Here is a 16,887-nt window from a genome sequence, read left to right as displayed (position 1 = left end):
GTTTCTCCTCAGTTCCAGAGTCGGTCGAGTCGGTCACGGTCCTCGCGACGGGCGAGGGCGTGGGGTGCGAGATCGGCGGGGGCGGGCGTGGTGACACCACGCAGGGTGGGCAGTGCCCGGAGTGCGACGATCACGGGCCGGCCCACAGCCAGCACCACGAGTGCGGTGGTGACGCCGCGGGTGGCGTCGAGCGCCAGGGATGTCTCCCGGGTGTAGGCCCACAGACGGCGTGCTGCTTCCAGTGGCGGCAGGCCGGGATGGAAGTGGGTGGGGCTGACGCCGGGTTCGCTGCCCCAACCCATGAGGTTGAGGAGCACGCCCGACCCGACGCCGGCAACGACGGCGAGTGGCACCGCACAGAGCCACGCAGTGGTGGGGCGCAGCCAGGACAGCGCTGAGCCGCTGAGCCCGACGAGACCCCACACGAGTGCCTGCATCGGCAGGGTCTCGGCGGGCACTCCGACCAGGACGGTCGAGACCAGCGCCGCTGTGGCACCGGTCAGGAAACCGGCCGGTCCGCCCAACGCGATCCCGGCCAGCAGGGGCAGGGCGTGCACGAACTCGACGCCGCCCTCCCCCGGGCTCAGCACCGCTCGCACCACACAGGTGCCGAGCACCAGCACTGCGACCGCGCCCAGGGTGGTGGTACGGCATCCGGCGTCACGCCAGAGGGCGACGGCGAGGGTCACCAGCCCGACGACGAGGGCAGCCGCCAGCCACGGCGCCCGGGCGACGAGCTCGGCGAGTCCGGGGTTGCTGACGGAGTCCCAGATCGGCCACCCCAACCAGGCCAGGCCGGTCCCGACGATCACGGCCGTGACCGCACGGGAACGCCACCCCGACGGCGAACCCACGCGGTGCCAGGGTCGGTGCCAGCGACGGCCGGAGGGAACGATCGGCTCAGACACGGAGGTCTCCCGTCAGAGTCGGGGTCGGGGTCGGCAGAGCGGGTGCCCGCAGGTCGGCGACCCGGTTCACCCGCAGCCCGTGGCGGCGTAGCACGGGCGGGACCGGCAGCGAGGGGGCGAGCAGGGCCGGTGTGCCGACCTGTTCCTCGGCGTCGCCGTCGAGCAGGACGAGGCGGTGACAGGCGCGGACCAGGAACTCGGGGTCGTGGCTGATCACCACGTGCGGCGCTCCCGTTCCTGGGCCGGCGGAGAGGTGGGTCGCGAGCGCTCGGCGACTCGTCGCGTCAAGGCTGCGTTCGGGGTGGAGCAACAGACGAGGTCCGGGCACGACGGCACCCATCGCCCAGGCCAGCGCTGCTCGTTCGCCGCTGCTGTGCTGGTCGGTGCAGCGCAACGGGTCGATGACGAGGTCCTGCAGCCGCAGCGGCTGGAGCGCAGCCACGTCGAACGTCCGGCGGCCGAGCTGGTGCCGACGCTCCCAGACTCGGATCAGGGCGCGGACCTGGGTCCGGTCAGGCAGGGTCAATGGATGCGGCAGCACCCGCCGTCCGGCGGCGATCGCGACCACGCGTCGGGCGACGTCGAGCGCACGGGCGTCATCGCGATCGAGAGCAACCACGCCGATGGTCTCGTGGTGGTGGATCTCGAGCTCGCGCGCCAGACAGGACTCCTCCGGGCGGGCTCGGACCAGCACGTCCCCCACGTTTCGTCCCGTTGAACGCGGTGCGGCAGAGCTCGCGGCAGGAACGTCCGCGAGCGCTCCGGCACGCCCCCACACGGGACGCGGGAGAGCGAGCAGGCGAGCGGCCGCGTACTGGGGCGGCAGTGGCAGGGTGCGCGGGGTCCACGTGGCAGCAGGGTTGCTCATGGCCTGCCCGCGGACGAGTTCGACGACGGTGTCGGCGGCGGCGAGAGCATCCTCGAGCAGATGCTCGGCCAGCACCACGGTGGTACCGGCCTGGGCGCGGCGTCGGAGGGCAGCCAGCGCCGGGGCACGGTGCTCGGGACGCAGGCGCCCGAGCACCTGGTCGCCGAGCAGCAGGGCGACGTCCGGACGGGCCAGCGTCGCGGCCAGCGCCAGGGCGGCCCGGAGTGCGGACGGCAGTGTGGCCGTACGCGTGGTGTCGGTGACGCTGACGCCCAGGGCGTGCAGCAGTTCCATGTCAGGGGCCGCACGTCCCGGGCCGACCCACAGATCGCGCACCGAGACGTCGGGCAGGTCGGGCGGGATCCGGACGATGTCGCCGTGTCCGCTCCCGGCCGTCGCGGGTGTCCGCACCGATCCCGACACCATCGCGCCGGCCGGGAGGTCACCGGCGAGCGCATCGAGGAGCAGACTGGTGCCGCTCCCCGAGCGCCCCACGAGCAGGGTCACGCCACCGAGATCGACGTCGATGCCAGCCCCTGAGGTGGCCTCACCCAGGACATGTCCCCGGCCCGGGAGCCAGACCCGGAGTCCTCGGACGTGAATGCCGTCGTGCGTCATCGGGCGTCTCCCTTCTGCGTAGCGGGGCGGGCGACCAGCGCGACGGCGGGGAGTACCAGCAGCGCCGTCGCCGTCACGACGACGTCGCCGGCCACTCCCTGGGCGCCGAGCATGTGGGCACTGAGCACGTGGGTACCGAGCATGTGGGCACTGAGTACATGGGCACCGAGCAGAGCGACAGCACCGCTTCCCGCTGCCACCGCGTCTCCGGCCGGCGTCTCGAACCGACTCCCGCGCAGGTGAGCGACCACCGCGGCGACGAGCACCGCGGACCCCAGCGCGATCGCCCCTAGTTCGGGCCCCGAGGCGAGGCTGCGACGCATGGCGAGCAGCAATGCAGCGCTCGCCGCCGTCAGGGAGAAGACCGGAGCGATCAGGCCGGGTGTGGTCCCGACGACGCCGACGAGGTCCCGGCTGCGGTGCACAGCCCGGTCCCAGAGGTCGCCGAGGACCGAGGTGCCGAGCCGCCAGTGCGGTGCGAGACCGTGGTGGCGCACCGCGGTGCGGTCCAGTTCCTGAGCACAGCGAGCGTCGCCCAGACAGGCCAGAGGGGCGAGCACTCCGACGGCAGGGCCGGCGACGAGGGCGGTGGCCCTGACCCAGCCGGTGCCGTCGACGGCACGGTGCAGCAGGCCCAGGACGGTGAGCACCGCGACCCCACGTACCCCCTGCAGCAGCGCGAGTTCCAGCTGGCCGGTGGTCACGGCGCCGCCGAAGGAGCCACCGGAGGTGGGCTGCCAGGCCGGGAGGATCCAGAGCACGTCACCGCCGGTCCCTTCCCGGTGCTGGACGACACCGAGGAGAGTCCAGACCGCGGTGAGCGCGACGCACGCGCTGATCAGCCAGGCGCCGATGCCTCGACGCGCCCGTCCCAGGCAGGGCCAGGTCAGGGCGCCGGCGAGGATGACGACGGCCGGGATCGTCCATCCGGTGCTGACGAGCACGGTCAGGACAGCGGTCACGGCCCACGCACCCCACAGCAACGCACTGGTGGGAAGCGTCTTCATGCCGACCTCCGACGCAGCATCCACGCGGTCGCGGCGACGCCGCTCAGCACCAGTGCCGCCAACGCCCCGCTGACCGCGGCAGAGGGGTGCGCGCTGCGGATCTGAGTGGTTGCCTCGGCAGTCACGGCGCCTTCGGGGAGTTCGAGGTTGGCTGCTCGCGGACGTCGCACCGCGGTCGTCCCCGGCCCGCCTGCCTGCCCGGTCGCGGAGGCGATGCCGTGGGCGGTGGCTCCGGGGAGTGCGCTCGACACCGGCCCGACGGCCGGACCGGCGAGGGGTGCGGCGGAGGTGGGTGCGTCGTCAGGGACCGCCACGAAGGTGTGCACGGGAGTACCGGTGGTGAGGTTGACCAGCCGCAGGTGCTGGCGGCCAGCCAACCCACGCGGCAACCGGTACCCGACGTCGCAACGCAAAGCCGCGACGCACTCGCGGGTGGACGTCGTCCCGATCGGATGCCACCCGGTGGCGTCCTCGATCTCGACGTCGAAGGCGGTTCCTTCGGCCACTGCCTCGACCTGCAGAGCGAGGTCAGTCCCCACCGGCTTGTGCGTGCCCCAGCCGTCACCGAGCACCACGGGGGTGCGTGAGGTCAGGGTGGTCCACGTGCCCAGGACGGTGGTGAGGTCGTTGAGGTCTGCGCCGTCCACCGCCACCAGGACGGGTCCGCCGCTGGTTCCGGCGGGCAGCCGCGGCAGCGCGACGTCGGTCTCGCCGTAGCCGCGCTTGTCGGTACGGGCGGTGAAGGGCCTCCCCCACGCCACGAAGTCGTGCTTCCCGGCGGAGTTCTTCGCTGCGGACGTCGTGGCAGGCACCGCGACGAGGCGGTACACGCGCAGACGCAGCGTCGTGCCGGGCTGACCGGTGACGGCGACGGAGTGGGTCTCACCCTCGCCCCAGACCGACGGCACCTGGACCGAACAGCTGATCGTCGCGTGGGAACACAGTCGCGTCACAGGGTCCGGAGCAGCATGCGCACCCGAACCCACGGCCAGCACCGGAGCCAGGGCCACGACCGCGATCACGGAGCCCCGCGCCACCGGACCTGGCATGGGCAGGCTCATCACAACGTCTCCTCCGTGGTTCCGAAGCGCGCGCCGAACGCCGCGCTGACGACGCCGGGCCGTCGGGACAGGACCCACCAGGTGACGGGCGCCAGGACGAGCAGCAGGACTGCGACGCCGACCAGTCCGGAGATCCGGGAGTCGACCGGTTGGGCGACGGCCTGCAGGTCTGCGCTCGCTTCCTCTCCCCAGACCGGGCCTGTGCCCGACGCGCTGGCACCGGTACCGGCAGCCGTGCTGCTGGGCGCCGTCGCGGTGGGCGCCGTCGTGGTGGGCGCCGTCGTGGTGGGCGCCGTCGTGCCGGATGCCGGGGAAGGCGCACTGTTCGCCGCGCTGGAGGGCACGGCGGACGGCGCAGTGACAGGCGCGGAGGGCGAGGTCGGTGTCGGGGCCCTGGGTGCCGGGGCACTGGGTGCCGGGGCACTGGGTGCCGGGGCACTGGGTGCCGGGGCACTGGGTGCCGAATCACCGGACGCTTCAGGGCGGGTCGGCGTCGCCTGACCGCTGGGCTGAGAACTGGGCTGAGAACTGGGCTGGGGAGCCGACGGTCCCGCCGACGGCGTGGGCGCTGCAGGGCCCTTGTCCTGGTCGAAGTTCTGTCCGCGGTCCTGCGCCTGCGGTGTCGCCGAGGGCACCACTGTCCACGTCGCGAAAGCAGGCTTGCTGATCAGCTTGCCGCCGGCGTAGTTGAGCTGGGTGTTGGCGCGGAAGGTGTAGCTGCGGCCCGGTGTGAGGGTCGCGGGGACGGTGTAGCTCAGGTGCCCGATCTCGTTGGCTGGCGCGTCGACGAACTGCGGCGCAGTGAGTCCCTGGCCCGGCACCGGTTGCCACGCACCGGACTCGTCCTGGTACTCCACCCAGTACCCGACCGAGGCGACCTGCCCCACGACGTGCAGGTCCAGGACGGTGTCTGCGGGTTTCTGGTCGGCGTAGCCGTCACCGAGGAGACGGAGCATGTTGCCGCCGTACCCGACAAAGACGCCCATACGCTGGCTGACGTCGTTGCCCGTCTCGGAGGCGAGGCCCACGTAGCCCCAACCCGTGGACGTCGTCCGGTCCGCGACGACCCACAGGCGCGCACCGCTGCCGCCGACGGTGTGAGCCACCGGTTCGCCCACCGGGACCAGCTCGGTGAGTTCCCCGTCCCGGTTGAACTCGACCCGGAAGAACTGCAGGTCCACCGTGGCGCCCCGGTTCCCCTGGGCCGCTGCGCCGAGCGTCTGTCCGGCGTTGACGCTGTCCCCGCTGCCGCCGAGGCTGGTACCGCTGACGGTGATCCGGCACTCCCCTGCGTAGCTGTCACAGAGTGCGCTGCGCTGTGACGAACTGCCCTGTGACGAACTGCCCTGGGGCGAACTGTCCTGTGACGAACTGCCCTGGGGCGCATCTGCCGCTCCAGCGACGGCGGATCCAAGCGTCAGGACTGCGAGCGTCATCGCTGCGAGGAGGCTGCCGGTCGCCGCGCGGTGGGCAGCACGCGTGGCTGCCACGCGAGCAGAACGGTGGGCCGCCGAGACGTGGTACGAGCGGGGCACGGGGAGCCTTTCCGCGCACGACGACACGGCAAGGCAGGCCCAACTCAGGCCCTCCGAGCTCGCGCTTGTGCGACGACGAGTGACGGACGTGACCACGAGTTCCCGACTTGCCGGACGAGCCGACTCACGGTTGCGCAACAGCGCCGGATTCACACCGGCTTCCTCGTTATGGCCACGCTGGGTACAACGTCTCGGATGTTTGCACACCGTCGCGGTTCGCCGTCAACCCGGGGTGTGCGGCCCTCTCACGACCCAGCCTGTGACGCACTGCGGCGCACCCCCGGAAGCAGGCGTCATGCCTCGCAGGGGTTAGCGTCCCTCCCGGTACGTCGCAGGGGAAGCCGGTGCAAGTCCGGCGCTGACCCGCAACCGTGACAGGACTCGTCCTGAAGTCGGAATGCCTGCGCGTGGCCGTGACCCCCAACACTGTCGAGGACTGCAGTGGGTCGCCGGTTGCGACCGGCTTCTCCTGCGTCGGGACCGGAGAACCATGAAGACCCGAAGCACCGCGCTGCTCTGCGCCAGCGCACTGTTCAGCACCACTCTCACCGTCGCCGCTGCGATGACCACCCCGGCCCAGGCCGCGAGTTGGCATCCCGGTTGGTGCGCCCAGGACGAGGGCCTCAGCGTCGTCGTCGACTACGGCGGCATCGACGACCCGTCCGTCCCCAGCGAAGGCTGGGATGCCCGTTGCTTGGTGGGCGGTGTCGTGGAGGCAGGCGCCAGCACCACCTACATCGCCGCGATGGAGGCCGTCGGGTTCGACGTCACCGCCTCAGGCACCTACGTCGAGGGCATCGACGACGTCTTCGAGTACGACCACGGGATGTCGTGGTGGATGTTCTCCGGCGCGAAGGTCCCTGGCGCCTGGGACCAGAACATGTACGGAATCGTCAGCACCGGCACCAACCTCAACGTCGCCATCGGTGCCCGCTACCAGGTCGACTTCGGTGACTCGACGCCGCGACCGGCGCCGCAGTTCTCCGAGGCCGAAACCCCTGTGGTCGAGGGCCCCGGCACCGACGCCCCGGAGGCCGAGGCTCCCACCGTCGAGGCGCCGGCACCCCTCGTCATGGGCAGCGCGTCGACGATCCGAGGTACGGCGAAGGTGGGCAAGAAGCTCACCGCGAAGACAGGTACGTGGACCGCCGGCACGCAGGTGTCGCACCAGTGGCTGCGCGACGGGACACCGATCTCCGGCGCCACCCGCACCACCCGCACCCTCACGGCCGCTGACAAGGGCCACCGGATCAGTGTCCGCACCACCGGCACCAAGCCCGGCCACACCGCCTCGAGCACGGTGTCGTCGTCGGTGAAGGTGACTGCCGGCACCCTGCGCAGCGTCCGCCCGAAGGTGTCCGGCAAGGCCGTCCAGGGTCGCAAGCTCACCGCCAAGGTCGGCGCGTGGGGCCCCGGCAAGGTGACACTCACCTACCGCTGGCTGCGCAACGGAAAGGCGATCCCGAGGGCGACCGGTCGCACCTACACCCTCAAGGCCAAGGACCGCGGCACGAGGGTCTCGGTCAAGGTCACAGGCTCGCGGAAGGGCTACGCCCCGACGTCGAGGACGTCGGCGAAGACCACGAAGGTGCGTCGCTGACGTCCCTGACCAGGACTCCCCACGAGACCGTGCACCAGCGTCGTCCTCCCCTCACCCGCGAGTGGGGGGAGGACGACGCCGCGCCGGAGTCGCTGCGACGATGTACCGGGCCAACCACTAGATGTTGATGCCCACAGCCTGTCGCTTCCCGTATACAGTGGCTGACGCAGCTGGTTCGGCGTCCCATCCAGGGTCGTCGTCGCAAGAGGGAACCCGGTGAGATTCCGGGACTGCCCCGCAGCGGTGAGTGGGAACGACCTCCGTCTCCTGGATCGACAGGGAGCACTGGGACGCCAGCCGGGCGTCTTGGGAAGCGACGGACAGTAGGACACCGGAGCACGTCTCCTCAGCCCACGAGTCCGAAGACCTGCCAGCGCTCACCCGTCATCGGGTGGGTTCCGCGACCTCGAGGGAAGGTCCGGGGACCATGAGCGCTGCAGGCTCACGGCCGTCTCGTGCCGTCGTCGTCAGTTCCCCTCGTCCTCGTCACCGGCCCTCGCGTTCTCGGAAGCACCTCTTCCAGACACGACGAGCGGGCCGGGTGGGCCCGCTGACGAAGGACGACCCCCATGATCGACACCAGCGGTCTACCGATCCGGACTCCGAAGACGGCCTACGTCTTCGACTATCCGGCCGCCGAGGACCTGGCGAAGAAGCAGCGCAGCATCTTCTGGACGGCCGAGGAGATCCCGGTCGAGAACGACAAGCAGGACTTCCTCGTCGCCATGACGCCGGCCGAGCAGTCGGCGGTGAAGACGACGCTGAAGCTGTTCACCATCTACGAGCTGATCCTGGGTGGTGAGGTGTGGGGAGACCGGATCTTCCACGCCTTCCCCCGGCCCGAGATCCAGATGATGGCGAATGCGTTCTCGTTCGCCGAACTCAACATGCACGCGCCGTTCTACGCCAAGCTCAACAAGGTGTTGATGATCGACACCGAGGAGTTCTACGACTCCTACAAGAACGACCCCGTCCTGGCCGAGCGGATCCAGTTCGTCTGGGAAGCGATCGCCGACGACGACCTGCTGTACGCACTCAGTGTCTTCACGCTGATGGAGAACTGCGTCCTGTACTCCAACTTCGCGTTCCTCAAGCACTTCCAGTCCGGCGGCAAGAACCTGCTGCAGAACGTCGTGAGCGGCATCAACTTCTCCGCCCGCGACGAGAACCTGCACGCCACCGGTGGCGCGTGGCTCTTCACCACGACGCTGGAGGAGTACGCGGGCACAGTGCCGAACGAGGAGTTCCGCGCCGAGCGCGATGCCCTGTTCGCGCGGGTGCGTGAGGTCGCCGAACACCTGTACGCCCACGAGGCACGGATCGTGGAGATGCTCTTCGCGCACGGCCCGATCCCGGGCATCACCCAGGATGACCTGTTGACGTTCGTGAAGTCCCGCGTCGACATGACGCTGGCGAACATGGGCATGGACCCGCTCTTCGAGGTCACCGAGAACCCGATCGCGGACTGGTTCTACGCCGGCATCAACGGCACCCAGTTCCACGACTTCTTCCAGGTCACCGGCAACGAGTACAACCGCACGATCGGCGAGACGGAGTTCACGTTCTGATGACGAACCTCACCTGGGAGGCCCTGTCCTCCGAACGCAAGGCCGGTCAGGACGCCGGGCACGTGCCGGCGTTCATGACCACCGCCGGGTACGCGATGTTCACGGCGAAGTACACCCTCGCCGACCAGAGCGTGCGTCAGCGTTACGAGACGATCGCGGCGACGGCGGGGGCGCTGGCCGACGAGATGTATCCCCGCCCCGACGGCACCCCGTGGAACGAGGTGTTCTTCACCGCGATCTGGAACGGCTGGCTCTCGCCGTCCACCCCGGTCCTGGCGAATCTGGGCACCGACCGTGGCCTGCCGGTCTCGTGCGAGGGCTCCTACGTCGAGGACTCGGTGTGGGGTTTCTACGAGACCCTCAAGGAAGCCGCGATCATGAGCCAGAACGGGTTCGGGACCTCGGCCTACCTCGGTGACATCCGGCCGCGTGGTGCGACGTTCTCCGACAACGGCAGGGCGAACGGCGTCGTCCCGGTGTTCTGCAACTTCGCCGAGATGACCAACCAGATCTCCCAGGGTGCGACGCGTCGTGGGTCGTGGGCCGGCTACCTCCCCGTCGATCACCCGGACTTCTACGAGTTGGCCGACCTGATCTTCCGCGAACCGGCCAACAAGAACGTCGGGTGGATCTTCTCCCAGGCCTTCATCGACCGAATGACGTCGGGCGACCGGGACGCGCTGGAGCGGTACCAGCGTGTCCTGAAGATCCGGGTGGTGCTGGGCAAGGGCTACATCTGGAAGGTCGACACCGTCAACGCCGCCCAGACGGAGTCGTACAAGGCCCACGGGTTGGAGAACAAGGCCTCCAACCTGTGTTCGGAGATCACGCTGTTCAGCGACGCCGACCACTCCTACACGTGTGTGCTGTCGTCGTTGAACCTCTCCACCCACGACGAGTGGAAGCACCTGGACGGTGACCTCGCGATGGGGTGGGTCGCGACCGTCTTCCTCGACGCCGTCGCGGAGGCGTTCCTGCGCAAGGCCCGCACGATCCGTGGCCTGGAGCGTGCGGTGCGCTACACCGAGAAGGCCCGCAGCCTCGGTCTGGGCGTCATGGGGTACCACGACCTCCTGCAGAAGAAGCGGCTCCCGTTCGAGTCCGAGGAGGCGGCCGAACTCAACGTCGCCCTGTTCCGTGCGATCAGCGAGCAGGCCGACGCCGCGTCGCGGTGGATGGGTGAGGTCGCCGGGATCCCCGCGTGGTGCGTGGGGCGCCGCAACTCGCACCTGATGGCGGTGGCTCCGACGATGAGCACCGCGGTGATCGTGGGTGGCACGAGCCAAGGCATCGAGCCGTACGTCGCGAACGTCTGGAACCAGACCACGTCGGCCGGTGAGATGCCGCGTGCGAACGCCAACCTGGTCGAGGTGATGAAGGAGCGTGGCGTCCACGACTCCGCCCACATCGACGAGATCATCGACGCCGGCGGTTCGGTGCAGCACGTCGACTGGCTCGACGAGCACGAGAAGGCGGTCTTCCGCACCGGCTACGAGATCGACCAGACGGTGCTCATCGAGCGGGCCTCACAGCGTCAGCCGTTCATCGACCAGGCCCAGTCGTTGAACCTCTTCTTCGACGCCGACGCGACCCCGCAGGAGATCAGCAAGGTCCACAAGTTGGCCCTGCTCGACCCCAACATCAAGAGCCTCTACTACCTGCGCTCGCGTGCCGGCGTTCAGGCCAGCAAGCAGAAGTGACCTTCCCTCTTCCTCTTCTCCCAGGAGTTCTGATGAACGACAGCACCTCCCCCGCCACATCCCCCACCGGCGCCGACGCGATCGACGACCTGGTCTGGGACGACTGGACGCCCGCCCAGGTCTGCGCGATCGAGAACGGGCCTGACTGCGAGGCCTGCGAAGGCTGATCCACGGACCCTCGCTCCGACCGAGCACATGGGTGGACGCAGGCCGGCCCGGACCCCTGTGCGGGTCCGGGCCGGCCTGCTGCGTGAGTACCAGTCAACGCAGCCGTTCGCTCGTATCCCCCGACCGAGCGAACGGAGTCATGAGGAGGTCAGTCCTCAGTGGTCCGCTTTCAGCAGGTCCACTTCCAGTCGGCGATGCCGGCGGTGAGCGGCCAGCCGTGACCGTGGGGTTCGGTGCGGGGCTCACCGAGGTCGAGGCAGTCGTCGACGACGTAGGTGTGCTCCAGGTTCACCAGCCAGGCCCAAGCGGCGTCCTTCGTGCCGGAGAACGGCAGCTGTGCCGCCTTCCAGTGCGAGGTCGCCTCAGTCTGGTCGGTGGCCAGCAGTGCTGCGTCGAGCTCTGCGTCGACGTCGGCGTTGCGGTAGTAGCCGGGGTTGTTGGACTCCACCCCTGCGAGGTCGGACTTGTAGAGCGTGTACATCTCGTAGGGGTCGTGAGATCCCCAGCCGAAGAGGACGGCGTCGCTGTGCTGGCGGGCGTAGATCTGTTCCCAGCCCAGGCCCTCGGTCTTCACCGTGATGCCGGCGCGCTTGACCTGGTCGACGACGCTGAGGGCGATGCCCTGACGCAGGGAGTCACCGGCCGGGTAGACGAGGGTGAACTCGGCCTTGCGTCCGTCCTTCTCGACGACGCCGTCACCGTCGGTGTCCTTCCACCCGCCGTCGGCGAGTTCCTTCTTCGCGGCTGCGACGTCGTTGTCGGTGAAGCGGGTCTTCTCCTCGAACCACGGGGAGTTGTCGACGGGGCCGAAGGCAGCGGTGCCGTAGCCGTCGACGATGCCGTCGACGAGCGCCTGACGATCGACCGAGAGGTTCACCGCACGACGCACGGCGACGTCGGCGGTGATGTCGTTGCCGATCGGTTCGCCGGCGGGCGACTTCTTGCCTGCGGCGGGGACGGTGGGGAACGAGATGCCGCGGTTGTCGATCGAGGTGACCGGAACGACGTGGGTGCCGTCGATCTTCTGACCCACCAGCGAGGCAGGGAGACCGGCGACGTTCACCTCGCCCGAACGGACAGCCGCCAGGGAGGCGTCCTCCTCGGTGAAGACGAAGGTGACGCGCTCGAAGTCGGGCTTGTCGCCGTAGTAGTTCTCGTTGCGCTGCACGACGAGCTGCTGCCCCTGCTGCCAGTCGACGAACGTGAACGGGCCCGAGCCGATGGGGTTCTTGGCGTAGTCGCTGCCGTGGGCGTGCTCGGGGACGATGCCGAGCGAGGCCAGACGGTTCACGAAGGTCGACTGCGGCTTCTTGAGGGTGAACTCGACGGTGGTGTCGTCGACGGCCTTCGCGGAGGCGAGGTTGGTGACGTCGGTCAGACCGCCCGACTTCGACGCAGCGGTGAACGTGTAGGCGACGTCGGCGGCGGTGAGCGCCTCTCCGTCGCTGAACGTCACGTCGTCGCGGAGGGCGACGGTCCAGGTGAGCCCGTCCTTGCTGACCTCGTAGGAGGTGGCGAGGTCGTTGCCGAACGAGAGGTCGGCGTTGCGGGTGAGCAGCGTGGACTGGAACAGCGGCGAGCCGTAGCGCCCCCAGCCCAGCGTCGGGTCGTAGCCGGCCTCGTCCTCACCACCGATGGCGAGGCGCAGTTCGGTGCCGTCGTTCTTCGCCGACGACGAGGAGTCCCCCGACGACGAGCAGCCGGTCAGCGCGGTGAGCGTGACCAGGGCAGTGGCAGTGAGACCGGTACCGAGGCGGTGACGACGCATGACTCTCCTTGTTGCAAACGATTCGCAACAAGACAGTAGCGCACCGACGCCGCTCCGACCACCTATCCGGTACAACTTGAATCAGATAGGGGTGTCGTCGCGGGTCTCGAGAAGCCTGTCGAGGAACTCCGCCTGGGCCGGGTTGAGCCTGGCGCGCGCCTCCTCGAGCGAGAACCACTCTGCACGGTCGACCTCCGGGAACTCCTGCTGCACACCGGAGTGCGGCGGCCACTCCATGGAGAAGGTGTTGCTCCGGAACCCACTCAGGTCTACGTCGCCAGCCAGAGCGAACGCCGTCACGACCTTGCCCCCGGCCTGACGCACCTCCCCCAACGCCGCCAGTTCGCCGACCGGAGGGGCGACTCCGATCTCCTCGACGAACTCACGCACCGCCACCGAGCGCAGATCGCCGTCGTCGGGTTCCCACTCCCCTTTGGGAATCGACCAGGCACCCGCATCCTTGCGTGCCCAGAACGGCCCGCCGGGATGGACCAGCAGGACTTCGAGGCGACCGGCTGCCGAGGAGACTCGGTGCATCAACAGGCCGGCGCTCATTCGGGGCGACTTCTTCACAGGCGTCATGGTCACTCCACCGTATGCCCGGATCACCCCCACGCGCCCCCGGGAAAGCCCCGGAGAACGCAGAAACCCCCGGCCATGAGACCGGGGGTTTCCATTCAGCGGTGGGCGATACTGGGTTCGAACCAGTGACCTCTTCGGTGTGAACGAAGCGCGCTACCACTGCGCCAATCGCCCGCTGTTTGCTCGGCGTTGCTGCCTTGCGAGATGAAACATTAGCGTAAGGATGACCGACGCACACATTGGGGGGCTCCCTTTCGCTGACCCAGTCCCATCCAGCGCGGACGAATCCGCAGGTCACGGGCCAGAAAAGCCTCAAGGCATGCCGGGGAGATCCGGAACGAACGACGCGCGCGCCTGGAGGTCGTCCCACAGTTCGACCGCGACACCGGGCCAACCCCACACCTGCAGGGCGCCGACGACGAGAGCCACCACCCCGACCAGCACGCCGGTCGCGAGCAGGATCCGTCGACGTCGCACGGCCGGATCCATGGTCCGCGCCACCTCCGCAGCCGCTGCAGCCTTGGCGCGAGCGAAGTCGAGCCACCGGTCCGCCCATCGCCATTCGGTCGACAGGATGGCGAGCCCCAGGACCAGAGCGACGATCCCCGGTCCGGGCGTCACCATCATCACCACGCCGGCGAGCATCACTACGACTCCCGCCAGAGTGACGACCACCTTGGTCAGGGCCCCGGTGACGGGGTTGCTGTGCAGACGAGTGTGCAGGCGCGCCAGGAATCGCGGCCCGAAGTACTCCTCCGCGCTCTCGCCGGTGGGACTTTCCGGGGCCGCCTCATCACGGCGGGACACGTCGTCCTTCTCCACTACGCCACCCTAACCAGAGGACCAAGTTCAGTGGAGCGAGAAATACATCCCCAAAATTGTCGTTGTTCCTCGCGTCATGGGGGGCCTCCGCCATCGTCTCCTCTACAACAGACCAGCGTTGGAGGAACACCATGTCGAGCAGCTACGACCACCACGTCACCGGGCGCGTCCGCAGTGACATCACCATCACCTGCATCGACATCTCCGGACGCTCGCACGACATCGACACCGTCTTCTCCTACGACGAGGCCGATCCGTACGCCGTGACAGTCACCTTCCTCACCCACGAGGGCAACCTGCCCTGGACGTTCGCGCGCGACCTGCTGGCCCGCGGGCTCAACGCTCCCGTCGGCGACGGCGACGTCCACGTCTGCCCCTCGGTCGACGAGCGTGGTCACGCCGTCGTCATCATCGAGCTCAGCTCGCCCGACGGCCACTTGGTCACCGAGTCCAGCTCCGACGCGGTGAACGCGTTCGTGCAGCGCACCTTCGACGCCGTCCCCGCCGGCGAGGAGTCCCAGCACCTCGACATCGAGTCGATGATCTCCCAGCTCCTGGCCTGAGACGCCACCTTCCCTCGCGCCTCCCTCTCTTCAGTCGGGCGCGAGGTCCAGCCACTCGGTCGGGTCGTGACGGACGTCGCTCCAGGCCTGCTGGACAGCGAGAGTCACCTCTCCCGGGACGGCGTACTGCCGCCCGGACCAGTCACTGACGGGCTGGATCTCGCGCGTCGACGACGTCAGGAACACCTCGTCCGCGCCGTGCGCCACCGAGATCTCCTCGGACACCTCACGCACTCCACATCGCTCCACCACGATCTGTCGGGCAATCCCCGGCAGACAACCCGTCGAGAGCGGCGGCGTACGCAGTTCTCCGTCGACGACGTAGAAGACGTTGGCACCGGTCCCTTCGCAGAGAGCTCCGTCGGTGGTCGCGAGGATGGCCTCCGACGCACCCGCCCTGCGAGCCTCCCCGGCGGCGAGCATGTTCTCCGCATAGGCACTGCTCTTGTGGTTGCCCAGCGCGGCAGCCGCCGTACGGCGCACCGTCGGTGTCACCACACGTGCCGACCCCTCGGGCTTCCCCAGTTCCGAGACGCGCACCGTCAGATGGGCAGCACCGCCATTGGCCCTGCCCCAGAGGAGACGCAGACGTGCGCGCTCCCACGACGGGCCATCGCGCCACACCTCTTGCGCGGCACGAGTCAGAAGATCGACGTCCACCGCAGGCAATCCCAGGGCGTGCGCCGAGCCGACGAGCCGACGCACGTGACGTGCCCAGGCGAACACTCGCCCCTGATGAACCAGGGCAGTGGTGAAGACGCTGTCCCCCAGCCCCTTCTCATGACGGGTTCCAGGCGTCGGCGCGGAGAGTTCGGCACTCAACCCGTCGCGCCCCACATCGCCTCCACCGGACATCAGGACGCCGTCCACCCACGCTCGCATGGGCCCACTCTAGGGATGTCGCCAGCAACCAAGGGCGGCCCACCGACACCCCGGTTTTGGCAGCACCGACCCGGTGTACTACTGTTCTTCTTGTTGCACGGCACGGAAACGCGCCGGGAAACATGCGGACGTAGCTCAGTTGGTAGAGCACCACCTTGCCAAGGTGGATGTCGCGAGTTCGAGTCTCGTCGTCCGCTCGGTTTCCACCTGTTAAGGTGTGAATCATTGCTCCACAGAGGACGATTGGCGCAGCGGTAGCGCGCTTCCTTGACACGGAAGAGGTCACTGGTTCAAACCCAGTATCGTCCACCACCACAGAAGGCCAGATCCCACAGGATCTGGCCTTCTGGCATTTCAGGACGACAGAGCCCTCGGAGCCAGAGGCATCGTCACCAGGGCTCCCGCCGGGACGCGCGCCCACACGGCCCCCTCCTCGACGCCCAGTGCACCAGCGACACGCCGCGGCAGACCGCACCCCTTTCATGGCCCTGACCTGCGAGGACGCAGTCCCCAGCAACCACTCCGCGGACCCCGGTTTCGCCTGCCGCGCCCAGCTGTACTACTGTTCTTCTCGTTGCACAGCACGGAAACGGGCTGGAACAACATGCGGACGTAGCTCAGTTGGTAGAGCACCACCTTGCCAAGGTGGATGTCGCGAGTTCGAGTCTCGTCGTCCGCTCTGAGAGGTCATCCTCAGGTTTCTTCATTTCAGATTCCTGTCAGACGGTCTCCATGGTGGGTTGGCCGAGAGGCGAGGCAACGGACTGCAAATCCGTGTACACGGGTTCAAATCCCGTACCCACCTCGAAACAACTCAAGACCCGGACGATTGGCGCAGCGGTAGCGCGCTTCCTTGACACGGAAGAGGTCACTGGTTCAAACCCAGTATCGTCCACCACTTCACAAGAACCCTCTGGCTCACGCCAGGGGGTTCTTTGCTTTTGCCCTCGGGAACGCCCGAGCATCGCCACACCCCACCGACTCGCGCCTCCACCTCCACGCCGAGCTCGCGCCGGGACCGCCGACAAAACAGACCCTGAGCAGGGCATTCGCCACACAAGCCATCCCGATTGGCGCAATACAAACGGCTTGTACTAATCTTTTTCTCGTTGCACGGCACGGAAACGAGCCGGGAAACATGCGGACGTAGCTCAGTTGGTAGAGCACCACCTTGCCAAGGTGGATGTCGCGAGTTCGAGTCTCGTCGTCCGCTCCACGAATTCCCCCAGAAACATCT

14 protein-coding genes, 7 tRNA genes and 2 riboswitches are annotated in these 16,887 nt (G+C 68.5%); of the genes, 11 read left to right on the top strand and 10 right to left on the bottom strand.

Annotation, left to right across the window (positions count from 1 at the left end; all coding sequences use genetic code 11):
* Positions 1 to 8: 8 nt before the first annotated feature.
* From EOV43_RS06950 to EOV43_RS15395, 5 genes are read right to left on the bottom strand one after another with little or no spacing between them, the layout of a single operon-like run.
* Positions 9 to 908, bottom strand: a complete 900-nt coding sequence (locus EOV43_RS06950; protein WP_128220463.1) for a hypothetical protein — start codon at positions 906 to 908, stop codon at positions 9 to 11.
* The gene (locus EOV43_RS06945) at positions 901 to 2,394 is read right to left on the bottom strand and encodes a hypothetical protein (RefSeq protein WP_128220461.1); all 1,494 of its coding nucleotides are present in this window, start codon (positions 2,392 to 2,394) and stop codon (positions 901 to 903) included. Before EOV43_RS06945 ends, EOV43_RS06950 begins: the two co-directional genes overlap by 8 nt.
* Positions 2,391 to 3,401, bottom strand: a complete 1,011-nt coding sequence (locus tag EOV43_RS06940; protein ID WP_128220459.1) for a hypothetical protein — start codon at positions 3,399 to 3,401, stop codon at positions 2,391 to 2,393. The genes EOV43_RS06945 and EOV43_RS06940 overlap by 4 nt, the downstream gene beginning before the upstream one ends.
* Positions 3,398 to 4,462 carry a hypothetical protein gene (locus tag EOV43_RS06935; RefSeq protein WP_128220457.1) on the bottom strand — a complete coding sequence of 355 codons (1,065 nt, stop codon included), beginning with the start codon at positions 4,460 to 4,462 and terminating at the stop codon, positions 3,398 to 3,400. The genes EOV43_RS06940 and EOV43_RS06935 overlap by 4 nt, the downstream gene beginning before the upstream one ends.
* Complete coding sequence (locus EOV43_RS15395) at positions 4,462 to 5,997, bottom strand: hypothetical protein (protein WP_164878778.1); 1,536 nt, start codon at positions 5,995 to 5,997, stop codon at positions 4,462 to 4,464. Before EOV43_RS15395 ends, EOV43_RS06935 begins: the two co-directional genes overlap by 1 nt.
* A gap of 295 nt (positions 5,998 to 6,292) precedes the next feature.
* Positions 6,293 to 6,420: riboswitch (cobalamin riboswitch) on the top strand.
* Positions 6,421 to 6,487: 67 nt separating this feature from the next.
* Here EOV43_RS15395 and EOV43_RS06920 point away from each other — a divergent pair.
* The 4 genes from EOV43_RS06920 (at position 6,488) to EOV43_RS15845 (ending at position 11,032) form a co-directional block, all read left to right on the top strand.
* A complete protein-coding gene (locus EOV43_RS06920; RefSeq protein ID WP_128220451.1) occupies positions 6,488 to 7,597 on the top strand; it encodes a hypothetical protein in 1,110 nt (369 codons plus the stop codon).
* Between the two features lie 154 nt (positions 7,598 to 7,751).
* A riboswitch (cobalamin riboswitch) is annotated at positions 7,752 to 7,986 on the top strand.
* Positions 7,987 to 8,166: 180 nt separating this feature from the next.
* Positions 8,167 to 9,165, top strand: a complete 999-nt coding sequence (locus EOV43_RS06915) for a ribonucleotide-diphosphate reductase subunit beta (RefSeq protein WP_128220449.1) — start codon at positions 8,167 to 8,169, stop codon at positions 9,163 to 9,165.
* Positions 9,165 to 10,865, top strand: a complete 1,701-nt coding sequence (locus tag EOV43_RS06910) for a ribonucleotide reductase N-terminal alpha domain-containing protein (protein ID WP_128220447.1) — start codon at positions 9,165 to 9,167, stop codon at positions 10,863 to 10,865. Before EOV43_RS06915 ends, EOV43_RS06910 begins: the two co-directional genes overlap by 1 nt.
* A gap of 32 nt (positions 10,866 to 10,897) precedes the next feature.
* The gene (locus EOV43_RS15845; protein ID WP_277745809.1) at positions 10,898 to 11,032 is read left to right on the top strand and encodes a hypothetical protein; all 135 of its coding nucleotides are present in this window, start codon (positions 10,898 to 10,900) and stop codon (positions 11,030 to 11,032) included.
* A gap of 170 nt (positions 11,033 to 11,202) precedes the next feature.
* Here the strand turns inward: EOV43_RS15845 and EOV43_RS06905 are convergent, their stop codons facing one another.
* From EOV43_RS06905 to EOV43_RS06890, 4 genes are all read right to left on the bottom strand, one after another.
* Entirely contained in the window at positions 11,203 to 12,801 is a 1,599-nt protein-coding gene (locus EOV43_RS06905) for an ABC transporter substrate-binding protein (RefSeq protein ID WP_128220445.1), read from the bottom strand.
* A gap of 81 nt (positions 12,802 to 12,882) precedes the next feature.
* Positions 12,883 to 13,383, bottom strand: coding sequence for an NUDIX hydrolase (locus EOV43_RS06900; RefSeq protein WP_128220443.1), 501 nt, complete (start codon positions 13,381 to 13,383; stop codon positions 12,883 to 12,885).
* 102 nt (positions 13,384 to 13,485) lie between these two features.
* Positions 13,486 to 13,557: transfer RNA gene (locus EOV43_RS06895), tRNA-Val, on the bottom strand.
* 138 nt (positions 13,558 to 13,695) lie between these two features.
* Complete coding sequence (locus EOV43_RS06890) at positions 13,696 to 14,190, bottom strand: PGPGW domain-containing protein (protein ID WP_206611415.1); 495 nt, start codon at positions 14,188 to 14,190, stop codon at positions 13,696 to 13,698.
* Between the two features lie 146 nt (positions 14,191 to 14,336).
* Between EOV43_RS06890 and EOV43_RS06885 the strand changes: the two genes are divergently transcribed.
* On the top strand, positions 14,337 to 14,768 hold the full coding sequence (locus EOV43_RS06885; protein ID WP_128220441.1) for an SsgA family sporulation/cell division regulator: 432 nt from the start codon (positions 14,337 to 14,339) through the stop codon (positions 14,766 to 14,768).
* Positions 14,769 to 14,798: 30 nt separating this feature from the next.
* On the opposite strand, the gene EOV43_RS06880 is transcribed toward EOV43_RS06885, so the two are convergent.
* Positions 14,799 to 15,650 carry an aminotransferase class IV gene (locus EOV43_RS06880; RefSeq protein ID WP_128220439.1) on the bottom strand — a complete coding sequence of 284 codons (852 nt, stop codon included), beginning with the start codon at positions 15,648 to 15,650 and terminating at the stop codon, positions 14,799 to 14,801.
* Between the two features lie 124 nt (positions 15,651 to 15,774).
* Here EOV43_RS06880 and EOV43_RS06875 point away from each other — a divergent pair.
* The 6 genes from EOV43_RS06875 (at position 15,775) to EOV43_RS06850 (ending at position 16,866) form a co-directional block, all read left to right on the top strand.
* Positions 15,775 to 15,847, top strand: a tRNA-Gly gene (locus tag EOV43_RS06875).
* Between the two features lie 40 nt (positions 15,848 to 15,887).
* Positions 15,888 to 15,962 (top strand) — tRNA-Val (locus EOV43_RS06870).
* 294 nt (positions 15,963 to 16,256) lie between these two features.
* Positions 16,257 to 16,329 (top strand) — tRNA-Gly (locus tag EOV43_RS06865).
* 55 nt (positions 16,330 to 16,384) lie between these two features.
* Positions 16,385 to 16,455: transfer RNA gene (locus EOV43_RS06860), tRNA-Cys, on the top strand.
* A gap of 18 nt (positions 16,456 to 16,473) precedes the next feature.
* A tRNA-Val gene (locus EOV43_RS06855) sits at positions 16,474 to 16,548 on the top strand.
* 242 nt (positions 16,549 to 16,790) lie between these two features.
* A tRNA-Gly gene (locus EOV43_RS06850) sits at positions 16,791 to 16,866 on the top strand.
* Positions 16,867 to 16,887: the final 21 nt, after the last annotated feature.

The organism is Nocardioides yefusunii (genome assembly GCF_004014875.1).
Lineage (GTDB): Bacteria > Actinomycetota > Actinomycetes > Propionibacteriales > Nocardioidaceae > Nocardioides > Nocardioides yefusunii.
This window is presented reverse-complemented; position numbering and strand designations above follow the sequence as displayed.

Excerpts from the sequence above, each read along its gene's own strand:
- EOV43_RS06945 (WP_128220461.1), bottom strand. The coding sequence starts at position 2,394 with ATGACGCACGACGGCATTCACGTCCGAGGACTCCGGGTCTGGCTCCCG.
- EOV43_RS06940 (WP_128220459.1), bottom strand. The coding sequence starts at position 3,401 with ATGAAGACGCTTCCCACCAGTGCGTTGCTGTGGGGTGCGTGGGCCGTG.
- EOV43_RS06935 (WP_128220457.1), bottom strand. The coding sequence starts at position 4,462 with ATGAGCCTGCCCATGCCAGGTCCGGTGGCGCGGGGCTCCGTGATCGCG.
- EOV43_RS06920 (WP_128220451.1), top strand. The coding sequence starts at position 6,488 with ATGAAGACCCGAAGCACCGCGCTGCTCTGCGCCAGCGCACTGTTCAGC.
- EOV43_RS06915 (WP_128220449.1), top strand. The coding sequence starts at position 8,167 with ATGATCGACACCAGCGGTCTACCGATCCGGACTCCGAAGACGGCCTAC.
- EOV43_RS06910 (WP_128220447.1), top strand. The coding sequence starts at position 9,165 with ATGACGAACCTCACCTGGGAGGCCCTGTCCTCCGAACGCAAGGCCGGT.
- EOV43_RS15845 (WP_277745809.1), top strand. The coding sequence starts at position 10,898 with ATGAACGACAGCACCTCCCCCGCCACATCCCCCACCGGCGCCGACGCG.
- EOV43_RS06905 (WP_128220445.1), bottom strand. The coding sequence starts at position 12,801 with ATGCGTCGTCACCGCCTCGGTACCGGTCTCACTGCCACTGCCCTGGTC.
- EOV43_RS06900 (WP_128220443.1), bottom strand. The coding sequence starts at position 13,383 with ATGACGCCTGTGAAGAAGTCGCCCCGAATGAGCGCCGGCCTGTTGATG.
- EOV43_RS06885 (WP_128220441.1), top strand. The coding sequence starts at position 14,337 with ATGTCGAGCAGCTACGACCACCACGTCACCGGGCGCGTCCGCAGTGAC.
- EOV43_RS06880 (WP_128220439.1), bottom strand. The coding sequence starts at position 15,650 with ATGCGAGCGTGGGTGGACGGCGTCCTGATGTCCGGTGGAGGCGATGTG.